The organism is Pseudonocardia bannensis, from assembly GCF_012911875.1.
GTDB lineage: Bacteria > Actinomycetota > Actinomycetes > Mycobacteriales > Pseudonocardiaceae > Pseudonocardia > Pseudonocardia bannensis.
Window position 1 is genome coordinate 1 of the sequence record NZ_JAAXKZ010000040.1, and the last position, 25,317, is coordinate 25,317.

Consider the following 25,317-nt stretch of genomic DNA (forward strand, 5'->3'; position numbering starts at 1 on the left):
GGGTGCGGGGAATGCCGGGATCCATGCCCGGGGGCCCTGCTCGCGCCGGCTGCACCTTCACGGCGGGGGACGATAGGTATGCCGGGGCCACGGACGTTGCGAAGCTGAGGGCCGTCCACGCCCTGCGTGGCCCGCTGCGCGACGAGCGGCGGCCGGTTCCTCCGGATGGCGCACGGGTTGCGCCGGATGCATCGGCGGGTCCTCAGACTCGCCGGCGGCAGCCGCCCGCCGTCCGACGGGCCACGGTCGTCGCGGGCCAGGCGCGCCCGGCGCGGACGGATCCGGCTCGAACGCCGGGAGCCGCCGCTCGGTGGTTACGGGCCTGGTCAGAACCGGGACGCGTACCGGGAGAAGCACCGCGGTGCCAGCTCGGACACATCCATCTCGCCGCCGGGGTTTCCGCAGGCGCCGCTCGACCTCCCTGATGCCGCCATTCGGCGACACCGCCCGTGGTTCCGGTCAGTACCTGAGCGCGTCGATCTTCGGCCCGTCGGTCGCAGGACGGACCGCGGTCCAGCACAAGGCAATCGGACGGTAAATCGTGAGCAACTTCTGCGTCGTCATCGCAACTCGGACGTGTTCATTCCGTTGGATCCGGCGTGTATCACGCGCGGGAGTCGTTACCCTCCGTAATCCTGCTGCATCCGAACGACGGTTGCCTCACGCTGGCCCGGATGCTGGTCCGTCGCGGAGTGCAGGTGCACGCGCTCGCGACACCGCACTACGGCTACGTGCTGGCCGGCCGCGGAATTCAGGGCCGGGTGATGCCCGACATCCGCCGGCACTCCGACGCCTGGCTGGAGGAGCTCGGCACGCTGGGAGCGGCCGGTGGCGGCGTCGTGCTGTGCGGATCCGACGCCGCCACCGAATGGGTCACGCAGAACCGGGCCGTCCTGGCGCCGTCGTTGCGCAGCTTCGAGTCGGCCGACGGCGTCCACGTAGGCCTGATGGACAAGCTGTCCCTCTACGAGACGGCCCGGCAGGTCGGGGTCCGGGTGCCGTGGATGCACCACGTCAGCACTCGTGGCGACCTCGACCACGTCCTCGACGCGATCACCTATCCCTGCGTGCTCAAGCCGCGTCTCGGGCACCTGGCCAAGCAGCAGGTGGGCTTCGGGACGCTCATCGTCGAGTCCCGGGCCCAGCTCGTCGAACCCGCCTCGCGACTGCTCGACCACGGCATCGACCTGCTGCTCACCGAGGTGGTCCCCGGCCCGGAGACCGGCCTGGAGGGCGCGGTCGCCGTCCGGGACCGGGACGGGAACTACACCCTCGAGTACGGGCGGCACAAGGTGCGCCAATGGCCGCCGAACACCGGTGTCGGATCCCTGCTCGAGTCCGCCGAGGTGCCGGAGACCCTCGCGATGAACCGGCGCCTGCTCGATCACGCCGGCTACCACGGCATCGCAGCGTGTGAGACCAAGCGCCACGAACGGACCGGCGAGCTCTACCTCATCGAGATCAATGTCCGGATCCCCGCCAGCTTCGGCCTCGCCGACGCGTGCGACACCGACGGGTCGTGGCGCCTCTACGCCACTCTGGCCGGCATCCCGCTCCCGCCGCAGGGAGCCCAGACCGACGGTCGAAAGGTGATGCTGCTGCAGAAGGACCTGCGCGCGGCCTGGCAGCGCGTCCGCCGCCACGACGCCTCGCCGGCCGACGTGGTGCGCAGCTGGCGTGGCGTCCGTGACCTCGGCGTCCTCGACCCCCGTGACCTCATGCCGGCGGTGGCGATGGCCGCCGACCTGCTGCGGGCCCGGCGGGGAGCCGGCCGGTCGAAAGGCTCTCAGGACTCGTCGACACCGGCGGTCCCGCGGAGTGACCGACGGTTGCGGGACGCACCGCCGAGAGGGGATCGCCTTCGGCGGTGAATCGATTCCGGCGGGCTGGGAGACGCACCTCTCCACATTCTCGAATCCACGCTGAAACAGCAGGCCGGATGCGTGTCGGCGCCGAAACAACGGGCACTCCGATGGAGTGCCCGGAACCCCGGGCGTTGCGGCGGAGGGAGTCGACGTGGCCGGAAGCGACAGAACCTGGCGATGGGTGGACGGGCTCGGGATCTTCAGTCTGGGGCTCGGCACCGCGCAGGTGGCGGCCCCGGGTGCGATGAACCGCCTGGTCGGGGCGAAGGACACCCCGGAGAACCGGGCCGTTCAGCGCTGGCTCGGCGGGGCCAGAGAGATCGCCGCAGGCATCGGCATCGAGACCCGCCGTGGGACCACCGGCTGGCTGTGGGCGCGGGTCGCGGGTGATGCCCTCGACCTGACCCTGCTCAGCCTGGTGCTGGCCGATCCGCGGCGCCGGCCCGACGAGCGACGGCGGGCGACGGCGGCCACGGCCGCGGTGCTGGGTGTCACGGCGGCCGACATCACCGCCGCGCTGCGGCTCAGCCGCGGCGCGGTCCGGGAGACCAGGGGAAGGGGAACTGGCGACATGGCGGAGATCGAGGCGAAGGCCATGATCACGGTCAATCGGCCGATCGGTGAGGTCTTCAGGTTCTGGCACGACCTGGAGAACCTGCCGCAGTTCATGGCCCACCTGCAGTCGGTGCGCTCTCTCGGCGGTGGCCGGTCCCGATGGCGGGCCAAGGCCCCGGTCGGCATGGAGATCGAGTGGGAAGCGGAGATCACCGGTGAGGAGATCGACGAGTTCATCGCGTGGCGCTCCGTGCCGAGCGCCACGGTGCAGAACTCCGGCGAGGTCCGGTTCCGGCCGGCGCCGGGGGGCCGTGGTACCGAGATCCGGGTACTCCTGCACTACCGCCCGCCGGCCGGGAAGCTCGGCTCGGCGGTCGCGAAGCTGTTCGGTGAGGAGCCCGGCCAGCAGGTCCGCGACGACCTGCGTCGGTTCAAGCAGGTGATGGAGACCGGGGAGGTGGTCCGGTCCGAGGCCAGCCCGGAGGGCACCAGGACCCGGCGGCTGATCGCCCAGCGCCCCGCCCAGCCGCTACCGGCCTGATTCGCCCCAGGAGAAGGGAGCACACGTCATGCGAGCCAACTGCTGGACCGGAAAGAACAGCGTCGAGGTCATGGACGTTCCGGACCCGAAGATCCTGAACTCCCGGGACGCGATCGTGCGGATCACCTCCAGCGCGATCTGCGGGTCCGACCTGCACCTCTACAACGGCTTCATCCCGACCATGAAGAAGGGCGACATCCTCGGTCACGAGTTCATGGGCGAGGTGGTCGAGACCGGCCCGGGCGTCACCAACCTCTCGATGGGCGACCGCGTCGTGGTCCCGTTCCCCATCGCGTGCGGCACCTGCGGTGCCTGCCAGCAGGGTCTGTACTCGGTGTGCGAGAACTCCAATCCCAACGCGCCGATCGCCGAGAAGCTGATGGGCCGGTCCCCCTGCGGGATCTTCGGCTACTCGCACATGCTCGGTGGCTATCCGGGCGGACAGGCGCAGTACGCGCGAGTGCCGTTCGCGGACATCGGCCCGATCAAGATCGAGGACGGGATCCCGGACGAGCAGGTGCTGTTCCTGTCCGACATCTTCCCGACCGGTTACATGGGTGCGGAGTTGTGTGACATCACGCCCGGCGACGTGGTGGCGGTCTGGGGCGCCGGGCCCGTCGGCCAGTTCGCCATCGCGAGTGCGAAGCTGCTCGGCGCGGAACGGGTGATCGCGATCGACCGCTTCGACTACCGGTTGCGGATCGCGGCCCAGCGGGCGGGTGCGACCGATGTGATCAACTACGAGCAGGTGTCGACCTTGGAGGCGCTCGAGGACATCACCGCCGGGCGCGGACCGGACGCATGCATCGATGCGGTCGGCATGGAGGCGCATCACGACATCGGCCCGCTGCACGCCTACGACCGTGCCAAGCAGGCCGCCGGGGTCGAGACCGATCGGCCGCACGTGCTCCGCGAAGCCATCATGAGCTGCCGGAACGGAGGCGTGATCTCGGTCATCGGCGTCTACGGCGGTTTCGTGGACAAGTTCCCGATGGGCGCGTTCATGAACCGGTCATTGCGGATGCGCACCGGGCAGTGCCATGTGCAGCGCTATCTCGAGCCCCTGCTCGCGCGTGTGCGCGCCGGAGAGATCGACCCCAGCTTCGTGATCACCCACCGGATGTCGCTGGAGGACGCCCCGCGGGGCTATGAGATGTTCAAGAACAAGGAGGACGACTGCCTGAAGGTCGTGCTGTCCCCCTGACCGACGATCACTCCGGGCGGCGTCCCCCGGCGGTCGACCTGCCGCCGGGGGACGCCGCACGGGAGGCCGATGTGGAGCGGATCAACGACAAGCTGCTGAGCTGGGCCTCGATCCTCGAGGAGGGCACGCGCCGGCAGGCCGAGGCGACGTCCGAGCGGCCGTTCATCCACCCGCACGTGGCGCTGATGCCCGACGCGCACCTCGGCAAGGGAGCCACGGTCGGCAGCGTGATCCCGACCGAGGGAGCCGTCATGCCGGCCGCGGTGGGTGTCGACATTGGCTGCGGGATGATGGCCGTGCGCACGCAGTTCACTGCGGACGAGGTCGTGGCGCGGCGTGGCGACGGCCGCGGGGACGGGCTCGGCCCCCTGCACGCCGGGATCGCGCGGCGGGTCCCGTTGTCCGCGGGGAAGTACAACCGTTCGCTGTCACCGACCGCGGGCCGGCGGCTGCGGGCGCTGCGGGAGCTGGCCCGTGCAGCGAAGTTCAACCCGGCCTCCTACGCCGAGAACTGGGAGCAGCAGCTCGGCTCGCTCGGGTCGGGGAACCACTTCATCGAGGTGACCGTCGACGAGCAGGACCGGGTGTGGCTGTTCCTGCACACCGGTTCCCGCGGCGTGGGGAACAAGATCGCCCAGAAGCACATCGCGGTGGCCCGTGACGAGTGCGCGTCCCTGGCCTTGCCCGACCGGGATCTCGCCCACCTGTCGGAGGGCACGGATTCGTTCGCCGCCTACATCCGTGAGATGCGCTGGGCGCAGGAGTTCGCCCGGCTGAACCGCGAGGAGATCATGGACCGGACCGCGGACGCCCTGACGGCGTGGATGGACACCGAGGTGGAACGGGTGGAGACGATCAACTGCCACCACAACTACACCACCCGCGAGCGCCACTTCGGCCGGAAGGTGTGGCTGACCCGCAAAGGCGCGATCGACGCGGCGCAGGGCGCCCGCGGGCTCATCCCCGGGTCGATGGGCACCGCGTCCTACGTGGTGACCGGCAAGGGCAACCCGTTGTCGCTGAACTCCAGCCCGCACGGCGCCGGGCGCAACTTCTCCCGGACCGCGGCCCGCAAGCGGTTCAGCCGGCAGTCCCTCGACGAGGCCATGCGTGGCGTGGCGTGGGGCCGCTCCGACGCCTTCCTCGACGAGCACCCCGAGGCCTACAAGGACATCGACGTCGTGATGGCCGACGCCGCCGACCTCGTGACCGTCGACCACACGCTCCGCCAGATCGTCAACGTCAAGGGCGACTGAACGGTCGCGCGCCGGGGCCCGGGCGCCGCGGTCCATACCCGACATCCATCGCGAGCCTGCGTAGTCGTGGGGCGAGGACGCCCTCCTGCAGTTCACCGTCGTCGACGAGGGCGATGATGCCGACCGCGTCGTCGCCGTGACCAGCCCGGTGTGAGCTGCGCGTCGAGCTGCCGGTGGCATCCCCGCGCAGCTACCGCCCGCGCCGGGTGACCGGGTGGGCCGGCCCGGCCGCCGGCCGCGGTCGCTACCTGTCCCGGCGGTCCACGAGGCGCTGCAGCTTGCCGACCGAGCGTTCGAGGGTGTCGGGGTCCACCACCTCGCAGGTCACCGTCACGCCGATCATGTCCTTGACCGCCTGAACCACCTCGCGGGCCGCGTCGGGACGGCGCCCGGCCGGGGTGTCGTGCCGGGCCTCCACCCGCACGCCCAGGGCGTCCATCCGGCCCTGGGTGGTGAGCACGAGCTGGAAGTGCGGCGCGAGCCCCGGGGTGCGCAGCACGATCTCCTCGATCTGGGTCGGGAACAGGTTCACCCCGCGCAGGATGATCATGTCATCGCTGCGGCCGGTGATCTTGTCCATGCGCCGCATGGCCGGGCGGGCGGTGCCGGGACGCAGCGCGGTGAGGTCGCGGGTGCGGTACCGGATGATCGGCAACGCCTCCTTGGTGAGCGAGGTGAACAGCAGCTCGCCCTCCTCGCCGTCGGCGAGCACGTGCCCGTCGAGCGGATCGATCACCTCGGGGAAGAAGTGGTCCTCCCAGACGTGCAGGCCGTCCTTGGTCTCCACGCACTCCTGGGACACCCCCGGGCCCATGACCTCGCTGAGCCCGTAGACGTCGACCGCGTGGATGTCCATGCGGTCCTCGATCTCGGTGCGCATCTGCTCGGTCCACGGCTCGGCGCCGAAGATGCCGACCTGCAGCGATGACGAGCGCGGGTCGATGCCCTGGCGTTCGAACTCGTCGATGATCGTGAGCATGTACGAGGGCGTGAGCATGATGATCTCGGGCCGGAAGTCCTGGATGAGCTGGACCTGGCGCGGGGTCATGCCACCGGAGACCGGGATGACCGTGGCACCGAGCTTCTCGACGCCGTAGTGCGCGCCGAGCCCGCCGGTGAACAGGCCGTAGCCGTAGGCGTTGTGCACCCTGTGCCCCGGCCGCCCGCCGGCCGCGCGGATCGAGCGGGCCATCACGGTGGCCCAGGTGTCGATGTCGCGGGCGGTGTAGCCGACGACGGTGGGCCGGCCGGTGGTGCCCGAGGACGCGTGGATGCGCCGCACCCGGTCCTGCGGCACGGCGAACATGCCGAACGGGTAGTTGTCCCGCAGGTCGGCCTTCGTGGTGGTGGGGAACTTCGCCAGGTCGGCGAGATCCCTGCAGTCGTCGGGATGCACTCCGGCGGCGTCGAAGCTCTTCCGGTAGAACGGCACGTTCTCGTAGGCATGCCGCAGCGTCCACTGCAACCGCTCGAGCTGTAGCGCGCGCAACTCGTCCACGCCCATCCGCTCGGCGGGGTCCAGGGTCTCCGGGGCGGGCGCGTTGCCGAGTCGGCGCTGCATCGTCGTCACCGCGCGGCCTCCTTCTTGGCCACCAGGGTGAGCACCTCGTAGCGGGCGACCGACTCGCCGTCCTGCCGGGTGACGTCGGCGTCCCAGCGGACCTCGCCGTAACCGGGGGACTCGCGCGGGGTGAGCTGCTTGCAGGTCAGGGTCACGGTGAGCTCGTCGCCGAACTTGACCGGGGTGAGGAACCGCAGGTTGTCGACGCCGAAGTTGGCCAGCACCGGTCCCGGGTCGGGGTCGACGAACAGGCCCGCGGCCAGGGAGACGATCAGGTAGCCGTGGGCGACGCGCTCGCCGAACAGGGGGTTGGCCGCGGCGGCCTCGGCGTCCATGTGGGCGTAGAAGGTGTCGCCGGTGAACTCGGCGAAGTGCTCGACGTCGGCCTGGGTCACGCGCCGGGGTCCGGCGACGATCGTGTCGCCGGGACGCAGCTCCTCGAGGTGTTTGCGGAACGGGTGCACGTCGGTCTCGCTGCGCTGCGCGCCCTGGACCCAACGGCCGGTGATCGCGGTGAGCGTGTCCGGGTCGGCCTGCACCGCGGTGCGCTGCATGTGGTGCAGCACGCCGCGGATGCCGCCCATCTCCTCGCCGCCGCCGGCGCGCCCGGGGCCGCCGTGCACCAGCGCGGGCAGCGGGGAACCGTGTCCGGTCGACTCCGTGGCGTCGCGTTCGTTGAGCACCAGGAGGCGGCCGTGCCAGGGGGCGACGCCCAGCACGACGTCGCGGGCGAAGGCGTGGTCGGCGGTGACCACCGAACCGGCGAGGCTGCCCTGGCCGCGGGCGGCGAGCGCGATGACCTGCTCGGTGCTCGTGTACGGCATGACCGTGCTGACCGGACCGAAGGCCTCCACCTCGTGCGGCTCGGCGCGGCCCGGGTCGGCGGTGAGCAGCAGGGGCGAGACGAACGCGCCGCGCTCGGGATCGGCGTCGAGCACCTCGACCTTCTCGGCGTCGCCGTAGACGATGCGACCGGCGGCGGCGAGCGCCTTGACGCTGCGCCGGACCTCCTCGCGTTGCTCGAGGCTCGCCAGCGCGCCCATCCGGACGCCCTCGGACGCCGGGTTGCCGATCACCGTCCTCGCCAGCCGTGCGGAGACGGCCTCGACGACGGCGTCGACGTGCTGTTCCGGGACGAACGCGCGGCGGATGGCGGTGCACTTCTGCCCGGCCTTGACCGTCATCTCGGCGACCAGGCTCTTGACGTAGAGGTCGAACTCCGGCGTGCCCGGAGCGGCGTCGGGACCGAGGATCGAGAGGTTGAGCGAGTCGGCCTCGGCGGTGAACCGGACGGCCCGGCCGACGATCGTCGGGTGGGTGCGCAGCTTGGCGGCGGTGGCCGCCGAGCCGGTGAACGACACGAGGTCCTGCTCGGTGAGGTGGTCGAACAGGTCGCCGACGCCGCCCGCGACGAACTGCAGGGTTCCCTCGGGCAGCAGCCCGGAGCCGACGATCAGCTCGACCAGCTTCGCGGCGAGGAACGCGGTCGGGCTGGCCGGCTTGATCACGGACGGGACGCCGGCGAGGAACGCGGGGGCGAGCTTCTCCAGCGGACCCCACACGGGGAAGTTGAACGCGTTGACCTGCACCGCGACGCCACGCAGCGAGGTGGCGAGGTGCTGGCCGACGAACGTGCCGCCCCGGCTCAGGGGCTCGACGCCGCCGTCGACGTAGACGGTCTCGTTGGGCAGTTCGCGGCGGCCCTTGGATGCGTAGGCCTGCAGCACGCCGATGCCGCCGTCGACGTCGAACTTGGAGTCGCCGAGTGTGGCGCCGGTTCTCGTGGAGACGGCGTAGAGCTCGTCGCGATGCTCGCGCAGGTGTCCGGCGAGGGCCTTGAGCAGCCCGGCTCGCTGGTGGAACGTCAGCTCCCGCAGCGCGGGCCCGCCCACGCGACGACCGTGTTCGAGTACACCGGCGAAGTCGATGCCTGCGGAGGAGATCCGGGCGATCTCCTCGCCGGTGACCGCGTCGTGGAGCGGACGGCCGCCGTCGGCAGGGTCGGTGGGGGAGTGCCAGCTCCCCTGAACGTAGCTGCGCAGGGTTGCCATCGGTGATCCTCCCGAGACGGCGCTGTTCTTCGGTGGCCCAGTTCTTCGTCGGCTCGCGGTCAGCTCTTCATCGCCACCGTCCTCGACCGACCGTTCGTTCTAAAGCGGGTGCGCCGAAGCTAGCACCTCGCGGCCCACAACGGAACGGTCCCGGGAGCGGTCCCGCCCCGTCGACCGATCGTTCGGTCGGAGAGCGGCTAGCATGACCCGATGGCTGTCGATCCTTCCGGCGATCCCGCTGTCCTGCTCGAACGCGACGACACCGACCCCGCGGTCGCGGTGCTGACCCTGAACCGTCCGGCCCGCTACAACGCGCTGACCGTCGAGCTGAAGGACGCGCTGCTCGCCGCCGTCACCGACGTCGCCGGGGACGAGTCGGTGCGCGCGGTGGTGCTGACCGGGGCGGGTAAGGCGTTCTGCGTCGGCCAGGACCTCGGCGAACACGCGGAGAACCTGGAGAAGGACCCGGCCACCGCGCTGGACACCGTGACCGAGCACTACAACCCGATCGTCACGGCGCTGTCCGAGGCGCCCAAGCCCGTCGTGGCGGCGATCAACGGGCCGTGCGTCGGGGCCGGTCTCGGCTTCGCGATGGCCGCGGACCTGCGGATCGCGGCATCCGGGCTGAAGTTCGCCACCGCCTTCACCGGGATCGGTCTCACCGCGGACTCCGGGCTCTCCGCGAGCCTGGCGCACGCCGTCGGGATCTCCCGGGCGACGGAGCTGCTGCTCCTCGGCGAGCAGTTCACCGCCGAGGAGGCGCAGGCCTGGGGCCTGGTGCGCCGCGTCGTCCCGGCCGCCGAGGTCCTGGGCACGGCGCTCGAGCTCGCTCGGACGCTGGCCACGGGCCCGACCGCGGCCTACGCCGAGGTGAAGAGGGCGGTCCGGTTCGGCGCCGTGAACGAGTTGCCGGCGGTGCTCGCGCACGAGGCCGCCGCGCAGGCCCGGCTCGCCGCCACCCGCGACCACGTCGCCGCCGTCGGGGACTTCCTGGCGAAGAAGAAGCCCACCTTCGAGGGCCGATGAGCGGGCTGCGGGCTCGGGATCCGGCACCGGCGAAGCCCGCGGCCACCGAACCCGCGCGCCGGCCCCGCCGGCCCAGCGGCGGCCCCGGCTCGCTGCTCGAGGTGGCGGTGGCGGAGTTCAACACGCGCGGCTACGACGCCACGAGCATGGAGGACCTCTCCCGCGCCGCGGGCATCACGAAGTCGTCGTTCTACCACCACTTCGCGGGTAAGGAGGCGCTGCTGCGGGCGGCCCTGGAGCGGGCGCTCGACGGCCTGTTCGGGGTGCTCGCCGAGCCCGGTGCGCAGACCGGTACGCCGTCGGAGCGGCTGCGGCACATCGTGCGCGGACAGGTCCGGGTGCTGATGGCCGACCTGCCCTACGTGACGCTGCTGCTGCGCGTGCGGGGCAACACCGAGACCGAGCGGTGGGCGTTGGAGCGCCGCCGCGCATTCGACGCCGAGATCACCGCGCTGGTCCGGGCCGCGGTCGACGCGGGAGAGGTGCGGGCCGGGGTCGAGCCCGCGCTGGCGGCGAAGCTGCTCTCCGGGCTCGTGAACTCGATCGTCGAGTGGTACCGCCCCGGCCGCCCGGGCACCGCGACCCTGCCCGACGACGTCGCCCGGGCGGCCTTCGCGGGAATCCTGCCGGCCGCGGCCTGACCGGCTCGCGCGGCCGCAGCCGCAGCCCGGCCCACCTTGCGCCGCGCCGCGCACTGCGCCATCCTGTAGCCGAACGAACATTCGGTTCAGGAGGTGCCCAGTGCCGGACACGGACGAGCTCGCCGCGGGCTTCGAGGCGGAGTTCGAGCGGACGATCGCGGCCGACCAGCGGATCGAGCCGCGGGACTGGATGCCCGACGCCTACCGCAGGACGCTGATCCGGCAGATCGCGCAGCACGCGCACTCCGAGATCATCGGGATGCAGCCGGAGGGGAACTGGATCCTGCGGGCGCCCAGCCTGCGCCGCAAGGCGATCCTGCTGGCCAAGGTGCAGGACGAGGCCGGGCACGGGATGTACCTCTACGCCGCCGCGGAGACCCTCGGGGTGGACCGCGAGGAGCTCACCGAGAAGCTCATCGACTCCAAGCAGAAGTACTCGTCGATCTTCAACTACCCGACCCTCTCCTACGCCGACATCGGCGTGATCGGCTGGCTGGTCGACGGGGCCGCGATCTGCAACCAGGTGCCCCTGTGCCGGTGTTCCTACGGCCCGTACGCGCGGGCGATGATCCGGATCTGCAAGGAGGAGTCGTTTCACCAGCGGCAGGGCTACGAGCTGCTGCTGGCGATGGTGAACGGCACGGAGGCGCAGCGGGCGATGGTGCAGGAGTCGGTGGACCGCTGGTGGTGGCCGTCGCTGATGATGTTCGGCCCGCCCGACGCCGACTCGCCGAACACACAGCAGTCGATGGCGTGGGGGATCAAGCGGCACACCAACGACGAGCTCCGCCAGCGCTTCGTCGACATGACCGTGCCGCAGGCGGCGGCGCTGGGTGTCACGCTGCCGGACCCGGACCTGCGCTGGAACCCCGAACGCCAGGCGCACGACTACGGCGAGCCGGACTGGGAGGAGTTCAAGGCCGTGCTCGCCGGCTCCGGTCCGACCAACGCGCAGCGACTGGCCCACCGTCGCCGGGCGCACGAGAACGGGGCCTGGGTGCGGGAGGCCGCGCAGGCCTACGCCGACAAGCAGGCCGCCCGGTCCCGGAAGGAGGCTGCGGCGTGAGCGAGGACGTCACCGACCTCACCGCCGAGGGCGGGCGCGGGGCCGTCCCGACGACGGGCGTCGAGGCCGGGGCGGGGGAGCGCAAGCGCCGGTCCTGGCCCCTGTACGAGGTGTTCGTCCGTGGCAAGCGCGGCCTGAACCACGTGCACGTGGGCTCGCTGCACGCCGCCGACGACGAGATGGCGCTGCACAACGCGCGCGACGTCTACACCCGGCGCAACGAGGGCGTGAGCATCTGGGTGGTCCGCGCCGACCACATCACCGCGTCGAGCCCGGCGGAGAAGGACCCCTTCTTCGCGCCGGCCGGCGACAAGGTCTACCGGCACCCCACCTTCTACGCGATCCCGGAGGAGGTGCCGCACCTGTGAGCGGGCACCACACCGACGTGGAGGAGCACGACGCGACCAACGCCTATCAGTCGCTGTCACAGACCACCGCGGTCGACGACCCGCGCTGGGCGTTCGGTACCGGCGTCGAGGACGTGCAGGCCGAGATCACCTCGCCGGTCCCGGACGGCGTCGACCCGGCCGACCTGGCCGCGTACTGCCTGATGCTCGGCGACGACGCGCTGATCTGCAGCCACCGCATCTCCGAGTGGGTGTCCAACGCCCCGGAGCTGGAGGAGGAGGTCGCGCTCGCCAACACCGCGCTGGACCTGCTCGGCCAGGCCCGGGTGCTGCTGGCCCGCGCCGGACACGTCGAGGGCTTGGGCTCGACGGCCGGCTCCGCAGGCTCCGCCGGACGTGGACGCGACGAGGACGCCCTGGCCTACCTGCGCACCGAGTCGCAGTTCCGCAACGTCGCGCTGGCCGAACTCGGCGACGAGCTCGACTTCGCCCGCGCGATCGCCCGGCTGCTGATCTTCTCGACCTGGCGGCTGGCGCTGCTGCACCGGCTGCTCGGCTCGCGTGACCCGGTGATCGCCGCGGTGGCGGGCAAGGGCGTGAAGGAGCTGACCTACCACCGCGACTACGCCGCCCGCTGGACGCTGCGGCTCGGCGACGGCACCGACGAGTCGCACCGGCGGATGCAGGCCGCGCTCGATGCGATCTGGCCCTACGTCGAAGAGTTGTTCCGTACCTCCGACGAGGAGCGGCGGCTGGTCGAGGCCGGTGTCGCCGTCGACCCGGCGCAGACGCGCGCCGAGGTCGACGCCGTGCTCGACGAGGTGCTGGCGAAGGCCACCCTGACCCGCCCGCAACGCCCCGCCATCGGGACCATCGGCGGGCGCGGCGGCCGGCAGGGCCTGCACACCGAGCAGCTCGGGCACGTGCTCGCCGAGATGCAGAGCCTGGCCCGCCAGCACCCGGGGGCGACGTGGTGAGCGGAGCTCCCGCGAGTGCGCGGTCCCGGGCCCGCACGGTCGTGGCGCAGGTCGTCGATCCCGAGATGCCGATGCTCACCCTCGACGACCTGGGCGTCGTGCGCGGGGTCGAGGTCGACGACCACGGGGGCGTCACGGTGACGATCACCCCGACGTACTCGGGCTGCCCCGCGATCGAGGTGATGCGCGACGACCTTCGCGCGACGCTCGGCGAGGCCGGTTACGACCGGGTCGAGGTGCGTACCGTCCTCTCCCCGCCGTGGAGCACCGACTGGATCAGCGACGACGGCCGGCGCAAGCTCGCCGAGGCCGGCGTCGCCCCGCCCGGCCGCGTCGGCCCGAGGCCCACCGGGCCGATACCGCTGACCCTGACCCCGCCGTCGGCGGCCGTGCGCTGCCCGCGATGCGGGTCGCCGGCCACCGAGGAGGTCTCCCGGTTCGGGCCGACCGCCTGCACGGCGCTGCGCCGGTGCCCGTCGTGCCGGGAGCCCTTCGAGCACATGAAGGAGATCTGAGCGGTGCCTGCGGATTCGATCACGGCGACCGCCCCGGCCGACGAGATCGTCGAGCCGGTCGCCGGCGGCTTCCACCGACTGCGCGTGGCGGCGATCGAGCGGCTCTGCGACGACGCCGTCGCCGTCACGTTCGCGGTGCCCGACGACCTGCGCGCGGAGTTCTCCTTCCGGCCCGGCCAGTACCTCACGCTGCGGCAGTTCGTCGACGGGGGCGAGGAGCGCCGCTCGTACTCGATCTGCGCCCCGGCCGGTGCCGCACCGCGGGTCGGCGTGCGCCGGATCGACTCGGGGCTGTTCTCCGAATGGCTGGTCGACCGGCTGGAGCCCGGTGAGGAGATCGAGGTCGGGCCGCCGGCCGGGTCGTTCACGCCCGATCTCGAAGCAGGGATGCACCACGGGCTCATCGCGGCCGGCTCGGGGATCACGCCGGTCCTGTCGATCGCGGCGTCCGTGCTGGCCGCGCACGCCGACACCCGGGTGACGCTGCTCTACGGCAACCGGCGCACCGACACGGTGATGTTCACCGAGGAGCTCGCCGATCTGAAGAACGCCTACGGCCCGCGGTTGCACCTGCTGCACGTGCTGTCGCGGGAGCCGATGGAGGCCGAGATCTTCTCCGGCCGGCTCGACGCCGACAAGCTCCGCACGCTGCTCGGTGCGCTGGTGGAGGTCGAGGACGTGGACCACTGGTGGCTGTGCGGGCCGCTGGGAATGACCGAGGGCGCCGTCGAGGTGCTCACCGGGTTCGGTGTGGACCGCAAGCGGGTGCACCGGGAGCTGTTCTACGTCGACGAGCCGCCGCCGGAGCTGCACCGCGTCGACGCCGCCGACCTCGTCGGGGGGGAGACCAGCGAGGTCACCGTCGTCCTCAACGGCCGGTCGACCAACCTGACCCTGCCCCGTGACGTCTCGATGCTCGACGCCGCGCAGAGGGTCCGCGGCGATCTGCCGTTCGCCTGCAAGGGCGGGGTGTGCGGCACGTGCCGGGCCAAGGTCACCGACGGTGACGTGATGATGCGCCGCAACTTCGCGCTCGAGGACGACGAGGTCGAGGCCGGCTTCGTGCTGACCTGCCAGACGAGGCCGGTGTCGGAGAAGGTGACCGTCGACTTCGACGTCTAGTCCGTCCAGTTCGAGGCGTCACGTCAGGGCCGATCGGACCCGCCCGGGCCGAGGAGCCGGCCGACGAGATCGCGGCGGCTGCGCACGCCGACCTTGTCGAAGACCGCTTTGAGGTGGTCCTGAACGGTGTGCCGGGAGATGTGCAGGGTGTCCGAGATGGTCAGGGTCGACGAACCGCGCAGGACCAGCCTGGCGATCTCCGCCTCGCGGGCTGAGGCCGTGTGCGGACAACACGAGCGGCACGGTGTCGCCCGCCACCGCGGGTTCGACGACCACCGCGATGCGATCCTCACCGGGCGGCCCGCGCAGCCGGGACGCGTGCACCCGGAGCCAGCGTCCGACGACGGTCCGGACCCGGGTACTCGGCAGCACCCGCGGCGCTGCCGTTCCACGCTCCACCGCGCCGAGCGCCACCGCGACGGTGTAGACGGCGACCGGCAACGGAAGCCGGGTGGAGCGGACGTCCTCGACCAGCGACAGCAGATGTTCGGCTTCCGGCGTGATCGCGACGACGCTCAGATCGTCGGCGAGCAGGACGACCCCGGGTCGCTGATCGCTGCCGTCGCCGCCGGCCCCGCCACGGTTGTGCAACAGCACGGCCTGACGCAGCGCGTGGGCGATGTGCGGGCCGAGCCGGGCGATCAGCGCGGCCTCCGGCGGCGTGAAACCGAGCGGCCGGTCCGCGCGATGCAGGCACAGGTAGCCCCAGCACTCCGAGCCGGTGACCAACGCCGCGCGAAGCTCGTCGCCGAGGCCGAGGGGCCTCATGATGTCGCGGTAGCGCGCGCTCGACGCGCGGTGGAGGTGGGTGGCCTCGTCCAGCGAGGCCACGTGCGTCGCCGCGGAGGCCAGCGACGCGAACGTGTTGACGTCGGCGCTGCCGAACTCGTTGTCGAGGAACCGGGGGGTCGCGGTGTCGAGCGCTGTGGCATTGGCGGATCGTGTCGTGCTCGGCCCGGGCCGCAACGGCTCTCCTCGGCACGCCCACGGTGTCCTGCCCCCACAGCGGCCGCGATACCCCAGCTTTCTGGGATGGAGGACGTCCGCCGCCGGCTGGACGACCCGACCATGACGGCCGACCACATCACCCGTAACAAGCAGCTCGTCGAGGCGTTCATCCAGGAACTGTTCAGCAAGGGCGACCTCGATGCCGTCGACCGCTACCTGGACCCGGACTTCGTCAACCACGATCCGCCGTTCCCCGGTGCTCCCGATGGACCCGAGGGCATGCGGCAGGCGGCCGCGATGTTCCGGCGGGCGCTACCCGACTGGCACAGCGAGGTGAATCAGCTCGTCGCCGAGGACGACATCGTCGTCGAGCGCTTCACCGCCGGCGGCACGCACCGCGGAGAATTGATGGGCGCACAACCCACGGGCAGGACGATCGTGCTCGCCGGTGTCAACATGTTCCGGATCGACGGCGACAGGATCCTCGAGCGGTGGGGCCGGCTGGACGAACTCGGATTGCTGCGTCAGCTCGGCCTGCTCCCTGGATAGGCGCTGTTCCGCGGTGGCCTGCTAGCCGCTGTCGCCATGTTCTCGCCGAAATGTTGCTGGCCGGGCAGCCAGTCGACTATTCGAGTACTCGCACGCGGTCGTTCTCGACGACCACCCTGTAATGGTCGGGATTGCTGAGCGCCGACTCCATGTCGTCCACGCGATCGGTGTGGCCCGGCCGTCGATGCATCGACTCGCGCTCGAACATAGTCCGAACTGAGGATGACAGCTCCGCTCGGCTGAGCCGACACTCTCGCTCCGACGACCCGACCAGGAATCCGAGGCCAGCGCGAGGCACACCACGATGAGGCGCACCGAACGGACCGGTTCTCCTTTCCCCGGCACCGGAGATGGATCGACCCCGCGTGACAGCCCTGCGGTGAGAGGGATCTGACCGTGGCGGCGGCGCTCGAGGCACGCGGTCTGCGCAAGTCCTACGGACCCGTCGTCGCCGTCGACTCGCTGGACCTCGAGGTCGAAGCGGGTGCGGTGGTGGGCTTCCTCGGGCCGAACGGTGCCGGGAAGACCACGGCGATCCGCATGCTGTCGACCGTCCTGCCCCCGGACGCCGGTGAGTTCGCCGTCGCCGGCGTACCGCACAGCCGTCCGCGGGAGATCCGTCGGCGGCTGGACGTCCTGCCGGAGAGCGCCGGCTACCCGCAGGGCCAGACGGGCCACGAGTGGCTGAGCTTCCACGCCCGGCTGTTCGGCCGCTCCCGGGCCGACGCCGCCGCGACCGCGTGGCGGCTGCTCGGCGAGGTGGGCCTGGCCGACCGCGGCCGATCGCGCGTGTCGAGCTACAGCCGCGGCATGTGCCAGCGTCTCGGCATCGCCCGGGCACTGGTCAACGACCCCCAGGTGGTCTTCCTCGACGAGCCCACCCTCGGTCTGGACCCGAGCGGCCAGCGGCAGATCCTGGACCTGGTCGCCCGGATCGGGCGGGAGCACGGGGTCACCGTGGTGCTCAGCACGCACCTGCTCGCCGAGGTCGAAGCGTTCTGCGATCGCGTGATCATCCTCAACCGCGGCCGGATCGCCGCGCAGGGCACGGTCGACGAGGTCGGGCGGCTGGCGGCGGGGCGCCGCAGCGGCCTGCTGCGGGTGCAGGCCGAGTCGCTGTCCCGCGCGCTCGAGGCGCTCGCCGCCGCCGGGGTGCCGGCCGCCGCCGACGGGCGGCTCGGCGGCCGGATCCGGCTGAGCGTGCCGCCCGGCGCCGAGCCGGGACGTTGTCGGCGCCCTCGAGCCGCTGCTCGCCGCAGGTATCCCGGTGCTCGGGTTCGCCGTCGAGGGCGGTCGTCTCAACGACGCGTTCCTCACGGTCACGAAGGACAGCTGATGGTCGTCCACGAGCGTTCCCGGCCCGGTGTCGGCCGGCCGAGCCCGGCGTGGCTGGTCGTCGCGGAGCGCGAGCTGCGCGACCTGTGGATCGGAGGCAAGGGGCCGCTGCTGATCTTCGCCCACACGCTGCTGCTGAGCGTGACGGCGTACCTGGCCGGTGTGAACGAGGCGCTCAACTTCCTGGAGCAGCGGGAGGCCGTCGACCTGATTCTCGAGGTGGCGGTCGCGGTGGGGTCGTTGCTCGTCCTGCTGTCCGCCGCCGACGCGATCAGTGGGGAGCGGGAGCGCGGCACCCTGGAGGCCGTGCTGCTGGCCCCGGCGCCCCGCTGCGCGCTCGTCCTCGGCAAGGCGATCGCAGCACTCTCACTCTGGGTCGCCGCGTACGCCGTGTCCGTTCCGTATCTGTGGCATCTCGGCAGCGGCGTCGGGCTGTTCGCAACGGCGGCTGCCGGTGGTCTGCTCGTCGGCACCCTGTTGGCCCTGTTCCTGGTCGGCCTCGGCCTGTTCACCAGCACGCTCGCGCGGTCCAACCGGGTCAGCCTGTCGGTGAGCCTGCTCCTGCTGCTCGTGCTGGTCGCACCCAGCCGGCTTCCGGCCGTCGTGCAGGACAGCTGGGCCGGTCAGCTGCTGTCCCGGATCGACCCGTTCACCGCCGGCCTGCGGTTCCTGGCCAAGGTGGTCGTGGAGGGCCACCGGGTCGGCCAGGAGGTGGGCTGGCTGGTCGGCCCCCTCGCCGCCGCGGCCATCGCGCTCGCCGCCGCCCTCGTCGCCGGTGCCCGGCTCACCCTTCGCCCAGGAGAACGAGCATGAACGCCCTCATCGCCGTGGTGTTCTCCCTGGCCGTCCTCGTTCCGTCGGCCGTCGGCTCCGGGGCGGTGCCGCAGGCCGGGGCCGGCGTGTCGATCGAGCTGGACCGCTCGGACCTCGCCCTGGTCGTCGGTGACCGGTTCGGATTCACCTCGACCCTGCGCAACGACGGCACCCGGCCGATGCCAGACGTGGTCGCCCATGTCGACGTCGTCGGTCTCGACCCCGGCGTCTACGTCGACCCGGAGGACTGGTCCTCGGAACGGACCCAGTTCGTCGGCACCCTGCCCGCAGGACAGTCGGTACAGCTCGCCTGGACCGTCCAGGCCGTCAATCCCGGACCGCTGGTGATCTACGTGACGGTCACGTCGCAACAGGGTTCGGTCGCCGTCGCCGTGAGTCCGGCACTGCGACTGGACGTCGCGTCCCGGTCGACGGTGAGCGGGGGCGGCATCCTGCCGGTCGTGTTCGGCGTGCCCGCCGTGGCGCTGATCGCGATCGGGCTGGTGCTGTACCTGCGCCGACGGGGAGGATCCCGCGCCGGCACCTGAGGACCGGCCATGCTGATCGCGCCGCAGCGTTGCTCCAGACTCGTGATTGACTCGGTTGCGCCCAGGCTGTGCCATGAGGGGGAACGCGTCACTCGAGGCCGGTCCACCCGCCACGACCCTCGCGCCGCGCACGGAGACGATCGGCCCCGCCGTCAGGAGGTGGGCCGTGGTCGGCACGAGTACCGGCTTCACGAAGGAACGCGCACCGTGCGGAAAGCGGGTGGACGGCAGCCGCTACCACGAGGCCGACGGCTCGGGCATGGTGTGCGACGACGTCCACTACGCCTGCGGCTGCCGCAGGATCCTGCACCAGTTCCACGACGGCAGCTGCCGTACCAGGGTCATCCGCCACGACGGTCGGGTGCTGTTGAACGAGCTGTCCGCCGAACACGCCGAATGAACCGGGACGGACCCCGGACATGACCAGCCATGACGTGGTGGTGGTGGGCGGCGGTGGCGCCGGCTTGCGCGCAGCCATCGCGATCGTGCAGGCCGATCCCCGGCTGAACGTGGCGATCGTGTCGAAGGTCTACCCGATGCGCAGCCATACGGTCTCGGCGGAGGGCGGCGCGGCCGCGGTCATCGCGGCCGACGACAGCCTGGACGAGCACGCGTACGACACGGTGTCCGGTAGCGACTGGTTGTGTGATCAGGACGCGGTCGAGGCGTTCGTCGCGGAGGCACCGGGCGAGCTCCTGCAGCTCGAGCACTGGGGCTGCCCGTGGAGCCGCATGCCCGACGGCGAGGTCGCGGTCCGTGCATTCGGCGGCATGAAGAAGATGCGAACCTGGTTCGCCGCGGACAAGACCGGTTTCCACCTGCTGCACACGTTGTTCCAGACGTCGCTGCAGTACGAGCAGATCACCCGCTACGACGAGTGGTACGTGACCAGGCTGCTCGTCGACGAGAACCGGGTGTACGGCGTGGTCGCCATCGAGCTGGCCACCGGTCGGATCCAGGCCGTCACCGGCCGGGCCGTCGTCCTGTGCACGGGCGGGTGCGGGCGGGTGTTCCCGTTCACCACCAACGGCAACATCAAGACCGGTGACGGGATGGCGCTGGCCTACCGCGCGGGCGCCCCCCTCAAGGACATGGAGTTCATCCAGTACCACCCGACCGGCCTGCCCTTCACCGGCATCCTGATCACCGAGGCGGCTCGGGCGGAGGGCGGCTGGCTGCTGAACAAGGACGGCTACCGCTACCTGCAGGACTACGACCTGGGCACGCCGTCGCCCACGCCGGTCCTGCGCAGCATGGAACTCGGTCCCCGGGATCGGGTGTCCCAGGCCTTCGTCCACGAGCAGGAGAAGGGCCGCACCGTCGACACCCCGTACGGCCCGGTCGTGTATCTCGACCTGCGCCACCTCGGGGCGAAGGTGATCGACACCAAGCTGCCGTTCGTGCGCGAGCTGTGCCTGCAGTACGAGCGGATCGACCCGGTGCACGAGCTGATCCCGGTGCGGCCGGTGCAGCACTACATGATGGGCGGGGTCCACACCGACATCGACGGCGCCACCGGCCTCCCGGGCCTGTACGCGGCCGGCGAGGTCGCCTGCGTGAGCATCAACGGGGCCAATCGGCTGGGATCCAACTCGCTCCCGGAGCTGTTGGTGTTCGGCCGCCGAGCCGGGATCGCGGCGGCCGAGTTCGCCGCTACCGGGAACACCGATCCGGGTCCTGCGGTGCGGGCGCAGGCGGCCGACGAGCGCCGCCGGCTGGAACGTGACCTCCTGGCACGCCGTGACGGCCGGGAGCGGATCGCCGACATCCGCACCGAGATGCAGCACACGATGGAGGGCAGTGCCGGGATCTACCGGGACGCCGCCTCGCTGGTCAAGGGTGCAGACAAGCTCCGTGAGCTGCGGGAACGCTTCGGCAAGGCCACCGTCGAGGATGCCAGCCGGACCTTCAACACGGAGCTGGTCGCGGCACTCGAGCTGGAGTTCATGCTGGATGTGGCCGAGACCATGGTGGCCTGCGCGCTGTGCCGGCAGGAGTCGCGGGGCGCGCACCAGCGCACGGACTTCCGGGGTCGGGACGACGAGCGGTTCCTGACCCACTCGCTGGTCTTTCTCGACCGGGCCGGCTCCCCGCGCGTCGAGTACCTGCCGGTGACGATCACTCGCTGGCCACCCGCCGAACGCGTCTACGGGAGGTGAGCGGGATGCCCGACACCATCACGCTGCAGGTCGCCCGCTACCGCCCGGACACCGACGCTGCTCCGACGATGCAGGAGTACGTGGTGCCGCTGCGCCAGGAATGGGCGGTTCTCGACGGCCTGAACTACATCAAGGACCAGCTCGACGGGACGTTGTCGTTCCGCTGGTCGTGCCGGATGGGCATCTGCGGCAGCTGCGGCATGACGGTCGACGGGGACCCGGCACTGACCTGCGGTACGTTCCTGGCCGACTACGCGCCGGGACCCGTTCGGGTCGAGCCGTTGGCGAACTTCCCCGTCATCCGCGACCTCGTCGTGGGGATCGACGACTTCATGCGCAAGCTGCCGAAGGTGAAGCCGTGGCTGGTCCGGGAGGACGAGCCGGGGGTCGCTGACGTCGAGTTCCTGCAGACGCCGCCCCAACTGGACGAGTACCAGCAGTACAGCATGTGCATCAACTGCATGCTCTGTTACGCGGCGTGCCCCGTGTACGCCATCGAGCCGGACTTCCTGGGTCCGGCGGCCATCGCGCTCGCGCAGCGCTACAACCTCGACTCCCGGGACCAGGGCGCACATCAGCGGATGGATGTGCTCGCCACCGCGGAGGGGGTCTGGGCCTGCACCTACGTCGGGGAGTGCACCAGCGCCTGCCCCAAGGGTGTGGATCCGGCCGGCGCCATCCAGCGCTACAAGCTCACCGCGGCGACGCGGACGCTGCGGTCCTTCCTGCCACGGGGAGAGCGATGAGCGAGCTTGCGCGCGAATCGTCGATGCAGCGCCCGCACGAAGCGCCGACGCAGCGAGCGGTCCCGGCGCAGGTGCGGCCGTACCGGCCGCGGGTCTCCCGGTTCTGGTGGCTGCGCCGCCGCTCCTACCTGCTGTTCGTGCTGCGGGAGCTGTCCAGCGTGTTCGTCGCCTGGTTCGTGGTGTACCTGCTGCTGCTGGTCGACGCCGTCTACCAGGGCCCCGATCCCTATCGGCGCTTCCTCGAGTGGAGCGGCCGTCCCTGGGTGCTGGTGCTCAACATGGTCGCGCTGGCCTTCGTGCTGCTGCACGCGATCACGTGGTTCAACCTGGCCCCGAAGGCGATGGTGCTGCGGATGCAGGGGCGACGGGTGCCGGCCCGCCTGGTCGCGGCGGCGCACTTCGCGGCGTGGGGGGTGGCCTCCGGCGTGGTGGCCTGGATCGTGCTGGGCGGGCTGTGATGGCCAGGCGGTCGTCATCGGAAGCCATCGGGTGGCTGCTGTTCAGTGCCGGCGGGATGGTGTCCGCGCTGCTGGTCCCGGTGCTGCTGTTGCTCTTCGGGGTGGTCTTCCCGCTGGGCTTGCTGGCACCGCCCGAGCACGCACATCTGTCGGCCGTGCTCCGGCATCCGTTCATCCGGATCGCGCTGTTCGTCCTGTGTATGCTCTCGCTCCTGCACTGGGCTCACCGGTTCCGCTACACGCTCCATGACGGCCTGCAGCTCAAGCAGCTGAACAAGCTGATCAATCTGCTGTGCTACGGCGGGGTCGTCGCCGGTTCCTCGTGGGCTGCGTTCGTGCTGTTCGGATGACGTAATGCCGTCCCGCTGACGGGGGTTCCGATGGGAGCGCACCGAACCGGTCGAGCGGCCGCGGTCGCGCTGCTCGCCGCGAGTGTGGTGACCATGGCAGGTTGCACGGCCGGCAACCGGGACGCCCCCGCGGGCGGCGCCTCGGGCACGGCCGGCCCGGTGACGGGTGCGGGGCGCTCGACCACGGCGGCGACGGCGCTCGCACCGCTGCTGGTCACCGCTCGGGAGCCGGCCGTCCCGTTCAAGGGCTCGGACGGGAGGTTCATCGCCTCCTACGAGCTGACCCTGTTCAATGCCACCCCACTGACGCTCAGGCCGACGAAGGTCGAGGTGCTCGCCCCCTCCGGGATGGTGATCGATTCGCTGGACGAGGGCGAGATCGCCGCGGCGCTGGCGCTGCCGGCCAACCGTACCGGTGTGCAGGACCTGACCGAGGCGCAGACCGCGACGCTGTACCTCTCCCCGGAGTTCGCCGACCGGTCCGACGTTCCGCCCCGCCTCGACAACAGGGTCACGGTCACCGCGCCCGGGCTGCCGCCGGAGGGCGTGACGACCGTTCCGGTCGCGGTCGCCGTCTCCGACGTCACGGTTCCTGTGCTCGGGCCGCCGCTCGAGCCCGGCACGGGCTATATCGCGGCCGACAGCTGCTGCGACTCGGTCCGTCACCGGCGTGCGCTGTTGCCCGTCGACAACCGGCTGTGGCTCGCCCAGCGGTTCGCCGTCGACTGGGAGCAGCTCGACGACCGAGGCCGCACGGTCAGCGGCGACGATCCGTCCTCGCCCGCGGACTACACGATCTTCGGCAAGCGGGCGGTCGCCGCGGCCGGGGGCACGGTGGTTCACGTGGTGGACGGCCTGCCCGAACAGGTGCCGGGCGCGCTGCCGGCGTCGATCACGCTGCCGGAGGCGGACGGGAACAGCGTCATCCTCGACATCGGCGGCGGTCTGTACGCGCTGTACGCCCACATGCAGCCCGGCTCGATCGCGGTCTCGGTGGGCCAGCGGGTTGCGCGCGGGGACACGATCGGGCTGGTCGGCAACACCGGCAACAGCTCGGCGCCCCACCTGCACTTCCACGTGATGGACGGTCCGTCGCCGGTGACGTCGGAGGGCGTCCCCTATGTGATCGACTCCTTCGAGACGACCGGGCAGATCACCTCGACAGCGGCGTTCGACCAGTTCGAGAACACCACACAGCCGCTGCCGGTGCAGCCCACGCCGTCCGACGGCGCGCACCGCGACGAGCTCCCGCTCGACCGTGTGATCGTCACGTTCCCATGAAGTGGACTCCTGCCCGTGGTGGCCCCGGGTACGGCTCACCTGATTCGTGCGAGGCGTGGCCTGCCGTTGGTGCGCTTCGGTAGGTGGCGTTCGCCCGCACGTCCGGGGGTAGGAGGGTCGACATGGCCGACGGAGCGGTCGTCTCGTTGTGGCGGTACCCGCTGAAGTCGATGCAGGGAGAGGAGCTCAACGCGTCACCTCTCAATGATCGTGGCCTGCTGGGCGATCGTGCCCTCGCCCTCGTCGACGTGGAGACCGGCAAGGTGGTAAGTGCCAAGAACCCGAGAAAGTGGCCGGCCATGTTCGACTTCCGGGGAGCGTTCACCGCACCGCCGGAGCCGGGCGGCCCGCTCCCGGCGGTCGTGGTGACCCTTCCCGACGGCTCGGTGATCAGCTCGGCGGACGCCGACTTCGACGAGACCGTCTCCGCGGCGCTCGGCAGGCGCGTGGTGCTGGCGTCCGCCGGGGCGCCGCGCCCGAGCCTGGAGGAGTACTGGCCCGACATGGCGGAGCTGGCCCACCAGGAGACCGTCACCGACGAGGCGATGCCCCCCGGCACGTTCTTCGACCTCGCGGGTGTGCACATCCTCACCACGAGCACGATCAACCGGCTCCGTGAGCTGTACCCGCGGGGACGCTTCGAGGTTCGGCGGTTCCGGCCGAACATCGTCGTGCGGGTCACCGACGATGCCGTCGAGTTCGTGGAGAACAAATGGGTGGGCCAGCAGATGCGGATCGGTGACGAGGTCGTCCTCGAGGTCACCGACTACTGCCCGCGCTGCGTCATGACCACCCTTCCGCAGGGCGACCTGCCCAAGGACAGCGAGATCCTGCGTACGGCGGCACGGCACAACGACGTGAACGTCGGCGTGTACGCGGAGGTGCGCCGCACCGGGGCGGTCCGGCGAGGTGACCCCGTCACGCTCGCCTGATCGGCGTCACCCGTCGATGCCCATCCGGGCCGTCGACCTGTCCGGACCGTGGCGCACCTCGATCCAGGGACCGGACCCGTCGACGGGCGAGGGACTGCCCAGGCGGGTCGGGTACGCCCCGCGTGGTCCGTCGCTCGCGTCGGGGGTGCCGTGGACCATCAGGGACACGAGCTCGTCGGGCTCCGCCCGCATGTCCTCGGCGGGCTCCGCCCGCATGTCCAACGTCGCCGTTCCGCGTTCGACCACCATCGTGGCGGCCTCACCCGTGGCGGTGCCGGACCGGCGGGCGGCCGGTTCGGGCACCCACCGTCGGGCCACCGCGTAAGCGATCCCGGTGACTGCCGCCACGCCGCGACGGTCGATACGGGTGCGCGCCCAGATGGAGTCTTCCGGTGGGTCGGGGTCGCCGTGACCAGGGGGCGGCGCGTCGATCACTGATCCGCTCAGGCGCGTGCTGCGGCTCCCGGGCTC

Annotated in this window: 25 protein-coding genes and 1 pseudogene; 21 read left to right on the top strand and 5 right to left on the bottom strand. The window is 71.4% G+C overall.

The features are described from left to right. Positions 1 to 674 precede the first annotated feature (674 nt). The 4 genes from HF519_RS12975 to HF519_RS12990 all read left to right on the top strand — a co-directional run bounded on the left by HF519_RS12975 (position 675) and on the right by HF519_RS12990 (position 5,421). Complete coding sequence (locus HF519_RS12975; RefSeq protein ID WP_169413177.1) at positions 675 to 1,871, top strand: carboxylate--amine ligase; 1,197 nt, start codon at positions 675 to 677, stop codon at positions 1,869 to 1,871. Positions 1,872 to 2,016: 145 nt separating this feature from the next. After that, the gene (locus HF519_RS12980) at positions 2,017 to 2,961 is read left to right on the top strand and encodes an SRPBCC family protein (RefSeq protein ID WP_312860081.1); all 945 of its coding nucleotides are present in this window, start codon (positions 2,017 to 2,019) and stop codon (positions 2,959 to 2,961) included. A 28-nt stretch (positions 2,962 to 2,989) separates the two neighbouring features. Next, positions 2,990 to 4,165: a zinc-dependent alcohol dehydrogenase gene (locus HF519_RS12985; protein ID WP_169413178.1), complete on the top strand. Its 1,176-nt coding sequence runs from the start codon at positions 2,990 to 2,992 to the stop codon at positions 4,163 to 4,165. Between the two features lie 71 nt (positions 4,166 to 4,236). After that, complete coding sequence (locus HF519_RS12990; protein WP_169413179.1) at positions 4,237 to 5,421, top strand: RtcB family protein; 1,185 nt, start codon at positions 4,237 to 4,239, stop codon at positions 5,419 to 5,421. A gap of 244 nt (positions 5,422 to 5,665) precedes the next feature. Here HF519_RS12990 and paaK read toward each other — a convergent pair whose 3' ends face one another. Beyond that, positions 5,666 to 6,982, bottom strand: a complete 1,317-nt coding sequence (gene paaK, locus HF519_RS12995; protein ID WP_169413210.1) for a phenylacetate--CoA ligase PaaK — start codon at positions 6,980 to 6,982, stop codon at positions 5,666 to 5,668. 5 nt (positions 6,983 to 6,987) lie between these two features. Next, positions 6,988 to 9,033 carry a phenylacetic acid degradation bifunctional protein PaaZ gene (gene paaZ / locus HF519_RS13000; RefSeq protein WP_169413180.1) on the bottom strand — a complete coding sequence of 682 codons (2,046 nt, stop codon included), beginning with the start codon at positions 9,031 to 9,033 and terminating at the stop codon, positions 6,988 to 6,990. Between the two features lie 210 nt (positions 9,034 to 9,243). Between paaZ and HF519_RS13005 the strand changes: the two genes are divergently transcribed. From HF519_RS13005 to paaE, 7 genes are all read left to right on the top strand, one after another. Beyond that, on the top strand, positions 9,244 to 10,059 hold the full coding sequence (locus tag HF519_RS13005) for an enoyl-CoA hydratase/isomerase family protein (RefSeq protein WP_169413181.1): 816 nt from the start codon (positions 9,244 to 9,246) through the stop codon (positions 10,057 to 10,059). Then, the gene (locus tag HF519_RS13010; RefSeq protein ID WP_169413182.1) at positions 10,056 to 10,700 is read left to right on the top strand and encodes a TetR/AcrR family transcriptional regulator; all 645 of its coding nucleotides are present in this window, start codon (positions 10,056 to 10,058) and stop codon (positions 10,698 to 10,700) included. Before HF519_RS13005 ends, HF519_RS13010 begins: the two co-directional genes overlap by 4 nt. A gap of 100 nt (positions 10,701 to 10,800) precedes the next feature. After that, positions 10,801 to 11,766: a 1,2-phenylacetyl-CoA epoxidase subunit PaaA gene (gene paaA / locus HF519_RS13015; protein ID WP_169413183.1), complete on the top strand. Its 966-nt coding sequence runs from the start codon at positions 10,801 to 10,803 to the stop codon at positions 11,764 to 11,766. Further along, a complete protein-coding gene (gene paaB / locus HF519_RS13020) occupies positions 11,763 to 12,134 on the top strand; it encodes a 1,2-phenylacetyl-CoA epoxidase subunit PaaB (protein WP_169413184.1) in 372 nt (123 codons plus the stop codon). The genes paaA and paaB overlap by 4 nt, the downstream gene beginning before the upstream one ends. Continuing rightward, a complete protein-coding gene (paaC, locus tag HF519_RS13025; protein ID WP_312860082.1) occupies positions 12,131 to 13,090 on the top strand; it encodes a 1,2-phenylacetyl-CoA epoxidase subunit PaaC in 960 nt (319 codons plus the stop codon). The genes paaB and paaC overlap by 4 nt, the downstream gene beginning before the upstream one ends. Then, the gene (paaD, locus tag HF519_RS13030) at positions 13,087 to 13,605 is read left to right on the top strand and encodes a 1,2-phenylacetyl-CoA epoxidase subunit PaaD (protein WP_312860083.1); all 519 of its coding nucleotides are present in this window, start codon (positions 13,087 to 13,089) and stop codon (positions 13,603 to 13,605) included. The genes paaC and paaD overlap by 4 nt, the downstream gene beginning before the upstream one ends. Positions 13,606 to 13,650: 45 nt before the next feature. After that, on the top strand, positions 13,651 to 14,727 hold the full coding sequence (gene paaE / locus HF519_RS13035; RefSeq protein ID WP_169413212.1) for a 1,2-phenylacetyl-CoA epoxidase subunit PaaE: 1,077 nt from the start codon (positions 13,651 to 13,653) through the stop codon (positions 14,725 to 14,727). 23 nt (positions 14,728 to 14,750) lie between these two features. On the opposite strand, the gene HF519_RS33290 is transcribed toward paaE, so the two are convergent. Continuing rightward, a complete protein-coding gene (locus tag HF519_RS33290) occupies positions 14,751 to 15,119 on the bottom strand; it encodes a response regulator transcription factor (protein ID WP_369009248.1) in 369 nt (122 codons plus the stop codon). A gap of 274 nt (positions 15,120 to 15,393) precedes the next feature. Beyond that, positions 15,394 to 15,810, bottom strand: a pseudogene (locus HF519_RS33295) (hypothetical protein); the annotation flags it as partial. Here HF519_RS33295 and HF519_RS13045 point away from each other — a divergent pair. From HF519_RS13045 to HF519_RS13095, 10 genes are all read left to right on the top strand, one after another. Further along, positions 15,760 to 16,224, top strand: coding sequence for an ester cyclase (locus tag HF519_RS13045; protein ID WP_246243382.1), 465 nt, complete (start codon positions 15,760 to 15,762; stop codon positions 16,222 to 16,224). The pseudogene HF519_RS33295 and the gene HF519_RS13045 overlap by 51 nt on opposite strands. A gap of 396 nt (positions 16,225 to 16,620) precedes the next feature. Continuing rightward, entirely contained in the window at positions 16,621 to 18,372 is a 1,752-nt protein-coding gene (locus HF519_RS31310) for an ATP-binding cassette domain-containing protein (protein WP_312860084.1), read from the top strand. Continuing rightward, positions 18,369 to 18,920 carry a COG1361 family protein gene (locus tag HF519_RS13060; protein ID WP_169413187.1) on the top strand — a complete coding sequence of 184 codons (552 nt, stop codon included), beginning with the start codon at positions 18,369 to 18,371 and terminating at the stop codon, positions 18,918 to 18,920. The genes HF519_RS31310 and HF519_RS13060 overlap by 4 nt, the downstream gene beginning before the upstream one ends. A gap of 166 nt (positions 18,921 to 19,086) precedes the next feature. After that, positions 19,087 to 19,320, top strand: coding sequence for a hypothetical protein (locus HF519_RS13065; RefSeq protein ID WP_169413188.1), 234 nt, complete (start codon positions 19,087 to 19,089; stop codon positions 19,318 to 19,320). A 19-nt stretch (positions 19,321 to 19,339) separates the two neighbouring features. Next, entirely contained in the window at positions 19,340 to 21,079 is a 1,740-nt protein-coding gene (gene frdA / locus HF519_RS13070) for a fumarate reductase (quinol) flavoprotein subunit (RefSeq protein WP_169413189.1), read from the top strand. Positions 21,080 to 21,084: 5 nt separating this feature from the next. Then, positions 21,085 to 21,825, top strand: coding sequence for a succinate dehydrogenase iron-sulfur subunit (sdhB, locus tag HF519_RS13075; protein WP_169413190.1), 741 nt, complete (start codon positions 21,085 to 21,087; stop codon positions 21,823 to 21,825). Beyond that, positions 21,822 to 22,283: a fumarate reductase subunit C gene (locus HF519_RS13080; protein WP_211169955.1), complete on the top strand. Its 462-nt coding sequence runs from the start codon at positions 21,822 to 21,824 to the stop codon at positions 22,281 to 22,283. The genes sdhB and HF519_RS13080 overlap by 4 nt, the downstream gene beginning before the upstream one ends. Further along, positions 22,283 to 22,633, top strand: a complete 351-nt coding sequence (gene frdD, locus HF519_RS13085; protein ID WP_169413191.1) for a fumarate reductase subunit FrdD — start codon at positions 22,283 to 22,285, stop codon at positions 22,631 to 22,633. Before HF519_RS13080 ends, frdD begins: the two co-directional genes overlap by 1 nt. Before the next feature lie 30 nt (positions 22,634 to 22,663). Then, positions 22,664 to 23,914, top strand: coding sequence for a M23 family metallopeptidase (locus tag HF519_RS13090; protein WP_169413192.1), 1,251 nt, complete (start codon positions 22,664 to 22,666; stop codon positions 23,912 to 23,914). Between the two features lie 122 nt (positions 23,915 to 24,036). After that, positions 24,037 to 24,846: an MOSC domain-containing protein gene (locus tag HF519_RS13095; RefSeq protein ID WP_169413193.1), complete on the top strand. Its 810-nt coding sequence runs from the start codon at positions 24,037 to 24,039 to the stop codon at positions 24,844 to 24,846. Between the two features lie 6 nt (positions 24,847 to 24,852). Here HF519_RS13095 and HF519_RS13100 read toward each other — a convergent pair whose 3' ends face one another. Beyond that, positions 24,853 to 25,194 (bottom strand): hypothetical protein, encoded by a 342-nt coding sequence (locus tag HF519_RS13100; RefSeq protein ID WP_169413194.1) that lies wholly within the window; start codon positions 25,192 to 25,194, stop codon positions 24,853 to 24,855. Positions 25,195 to 25,317: the final 123 nt, after the last annotated feature.

Bases quoted from the DNA above. Each gene is read 5' to 3' on its own strand.
- HF519_RS13060 (WP_169413187.1), top strand. From the start codon at position 18,369: ATGAACGCCCTCATCGCCGTGGTGTTCTCCCTGGCCGTCCTCGTTCCG.
- HF519_RS12985 (WP_169413178.1), top strand. From the start codon at position 2,990: ATGCGAGCCAACTGCTGGACCGGAAAGAACAGCGTCGAGGTCATGGAC.
- HF519_RS13095 (WP_169413193.1), top strand. From the start codon at position 24,037: ATGGCCGACGGAGCGGTCGTCTCGTTGTGGCGGTACCCGCTGAAGTCG.
- frdD (WP_169413191.1), top strand. From the start codon at position 22,283: ATGGCCAGGCGGTCGTCATCGGAAGCCATCGGGTGGCTGCTGTTCAGT.
- HF519_RS12975 (WP_169413177.1), top strand. From the start codon at position 675: ATGCTGGTCCGTCGCGGAGTGCAGGTGCACGCGCTCGCGACACCGCAC.
- HF519_RS13080 (WP_211169955.1), top strand. From the start codon at position 21,822: ATGAGCGAGCTTGCGCGCGAATCGTCGATGCAGCGCCCGCACGAAGCG.
- HF519_RS13090 (WP_169413192.1), top strand. From the start codon at position 22,664: ATGGGAGCGCACCGAACCGGTCGAGCGGCCGCGGTCGCGCTGCTCGCC.
- HF519_RS13005 (WP_169413181.1), top strand. From the start codon at position 9,244: ATGGCTGTCGATCCTTCCGGCGATCCCGCTGTCCTGCTCGAACGCGAC.
- paaZ (WP_169413180.1), bottom strand. From the start codon at position 9,033: ATGGCAACCCTGCGCAGCTACGTTCAGGGGAGCTGGCACTCCCCCACC.
- HF519_RS13010 (WP_169413182.1), top strand. From the start codon at position 10,056: ATGAGCGGGCTGCGGGCTCGGGATCCGGCACCGGCGAAGCCCGCGGCC.
- HF519_RS13045 (WP_246243382.1), top strand. From the start codon at position 15,760: ATGGAGGACGTCCGCCGCCGGCTGGACGACCCGACCATGACGGCCGAC.
- frdA (WP_169413189.1), top strand. From the start codon at position 19,340: ATGACCAGCCATGACGTGGTGGTGGTGGGCGGCGGTGGCGCCGGCTTG.
- paaK (WP_169413210.1), bottom strand. From the start codon at position 6,982: ATGCAGCGCCGACTCGGCAACGCGCCCGCCCCGGAGACCCTGGACCCC.
- sdhB (WP_169413190.1), top strand. From the start codon at position 21,085: ATGCCCGACACCATCACGCTGCAGGTCGCCCGCTACCGCCCGGACACC.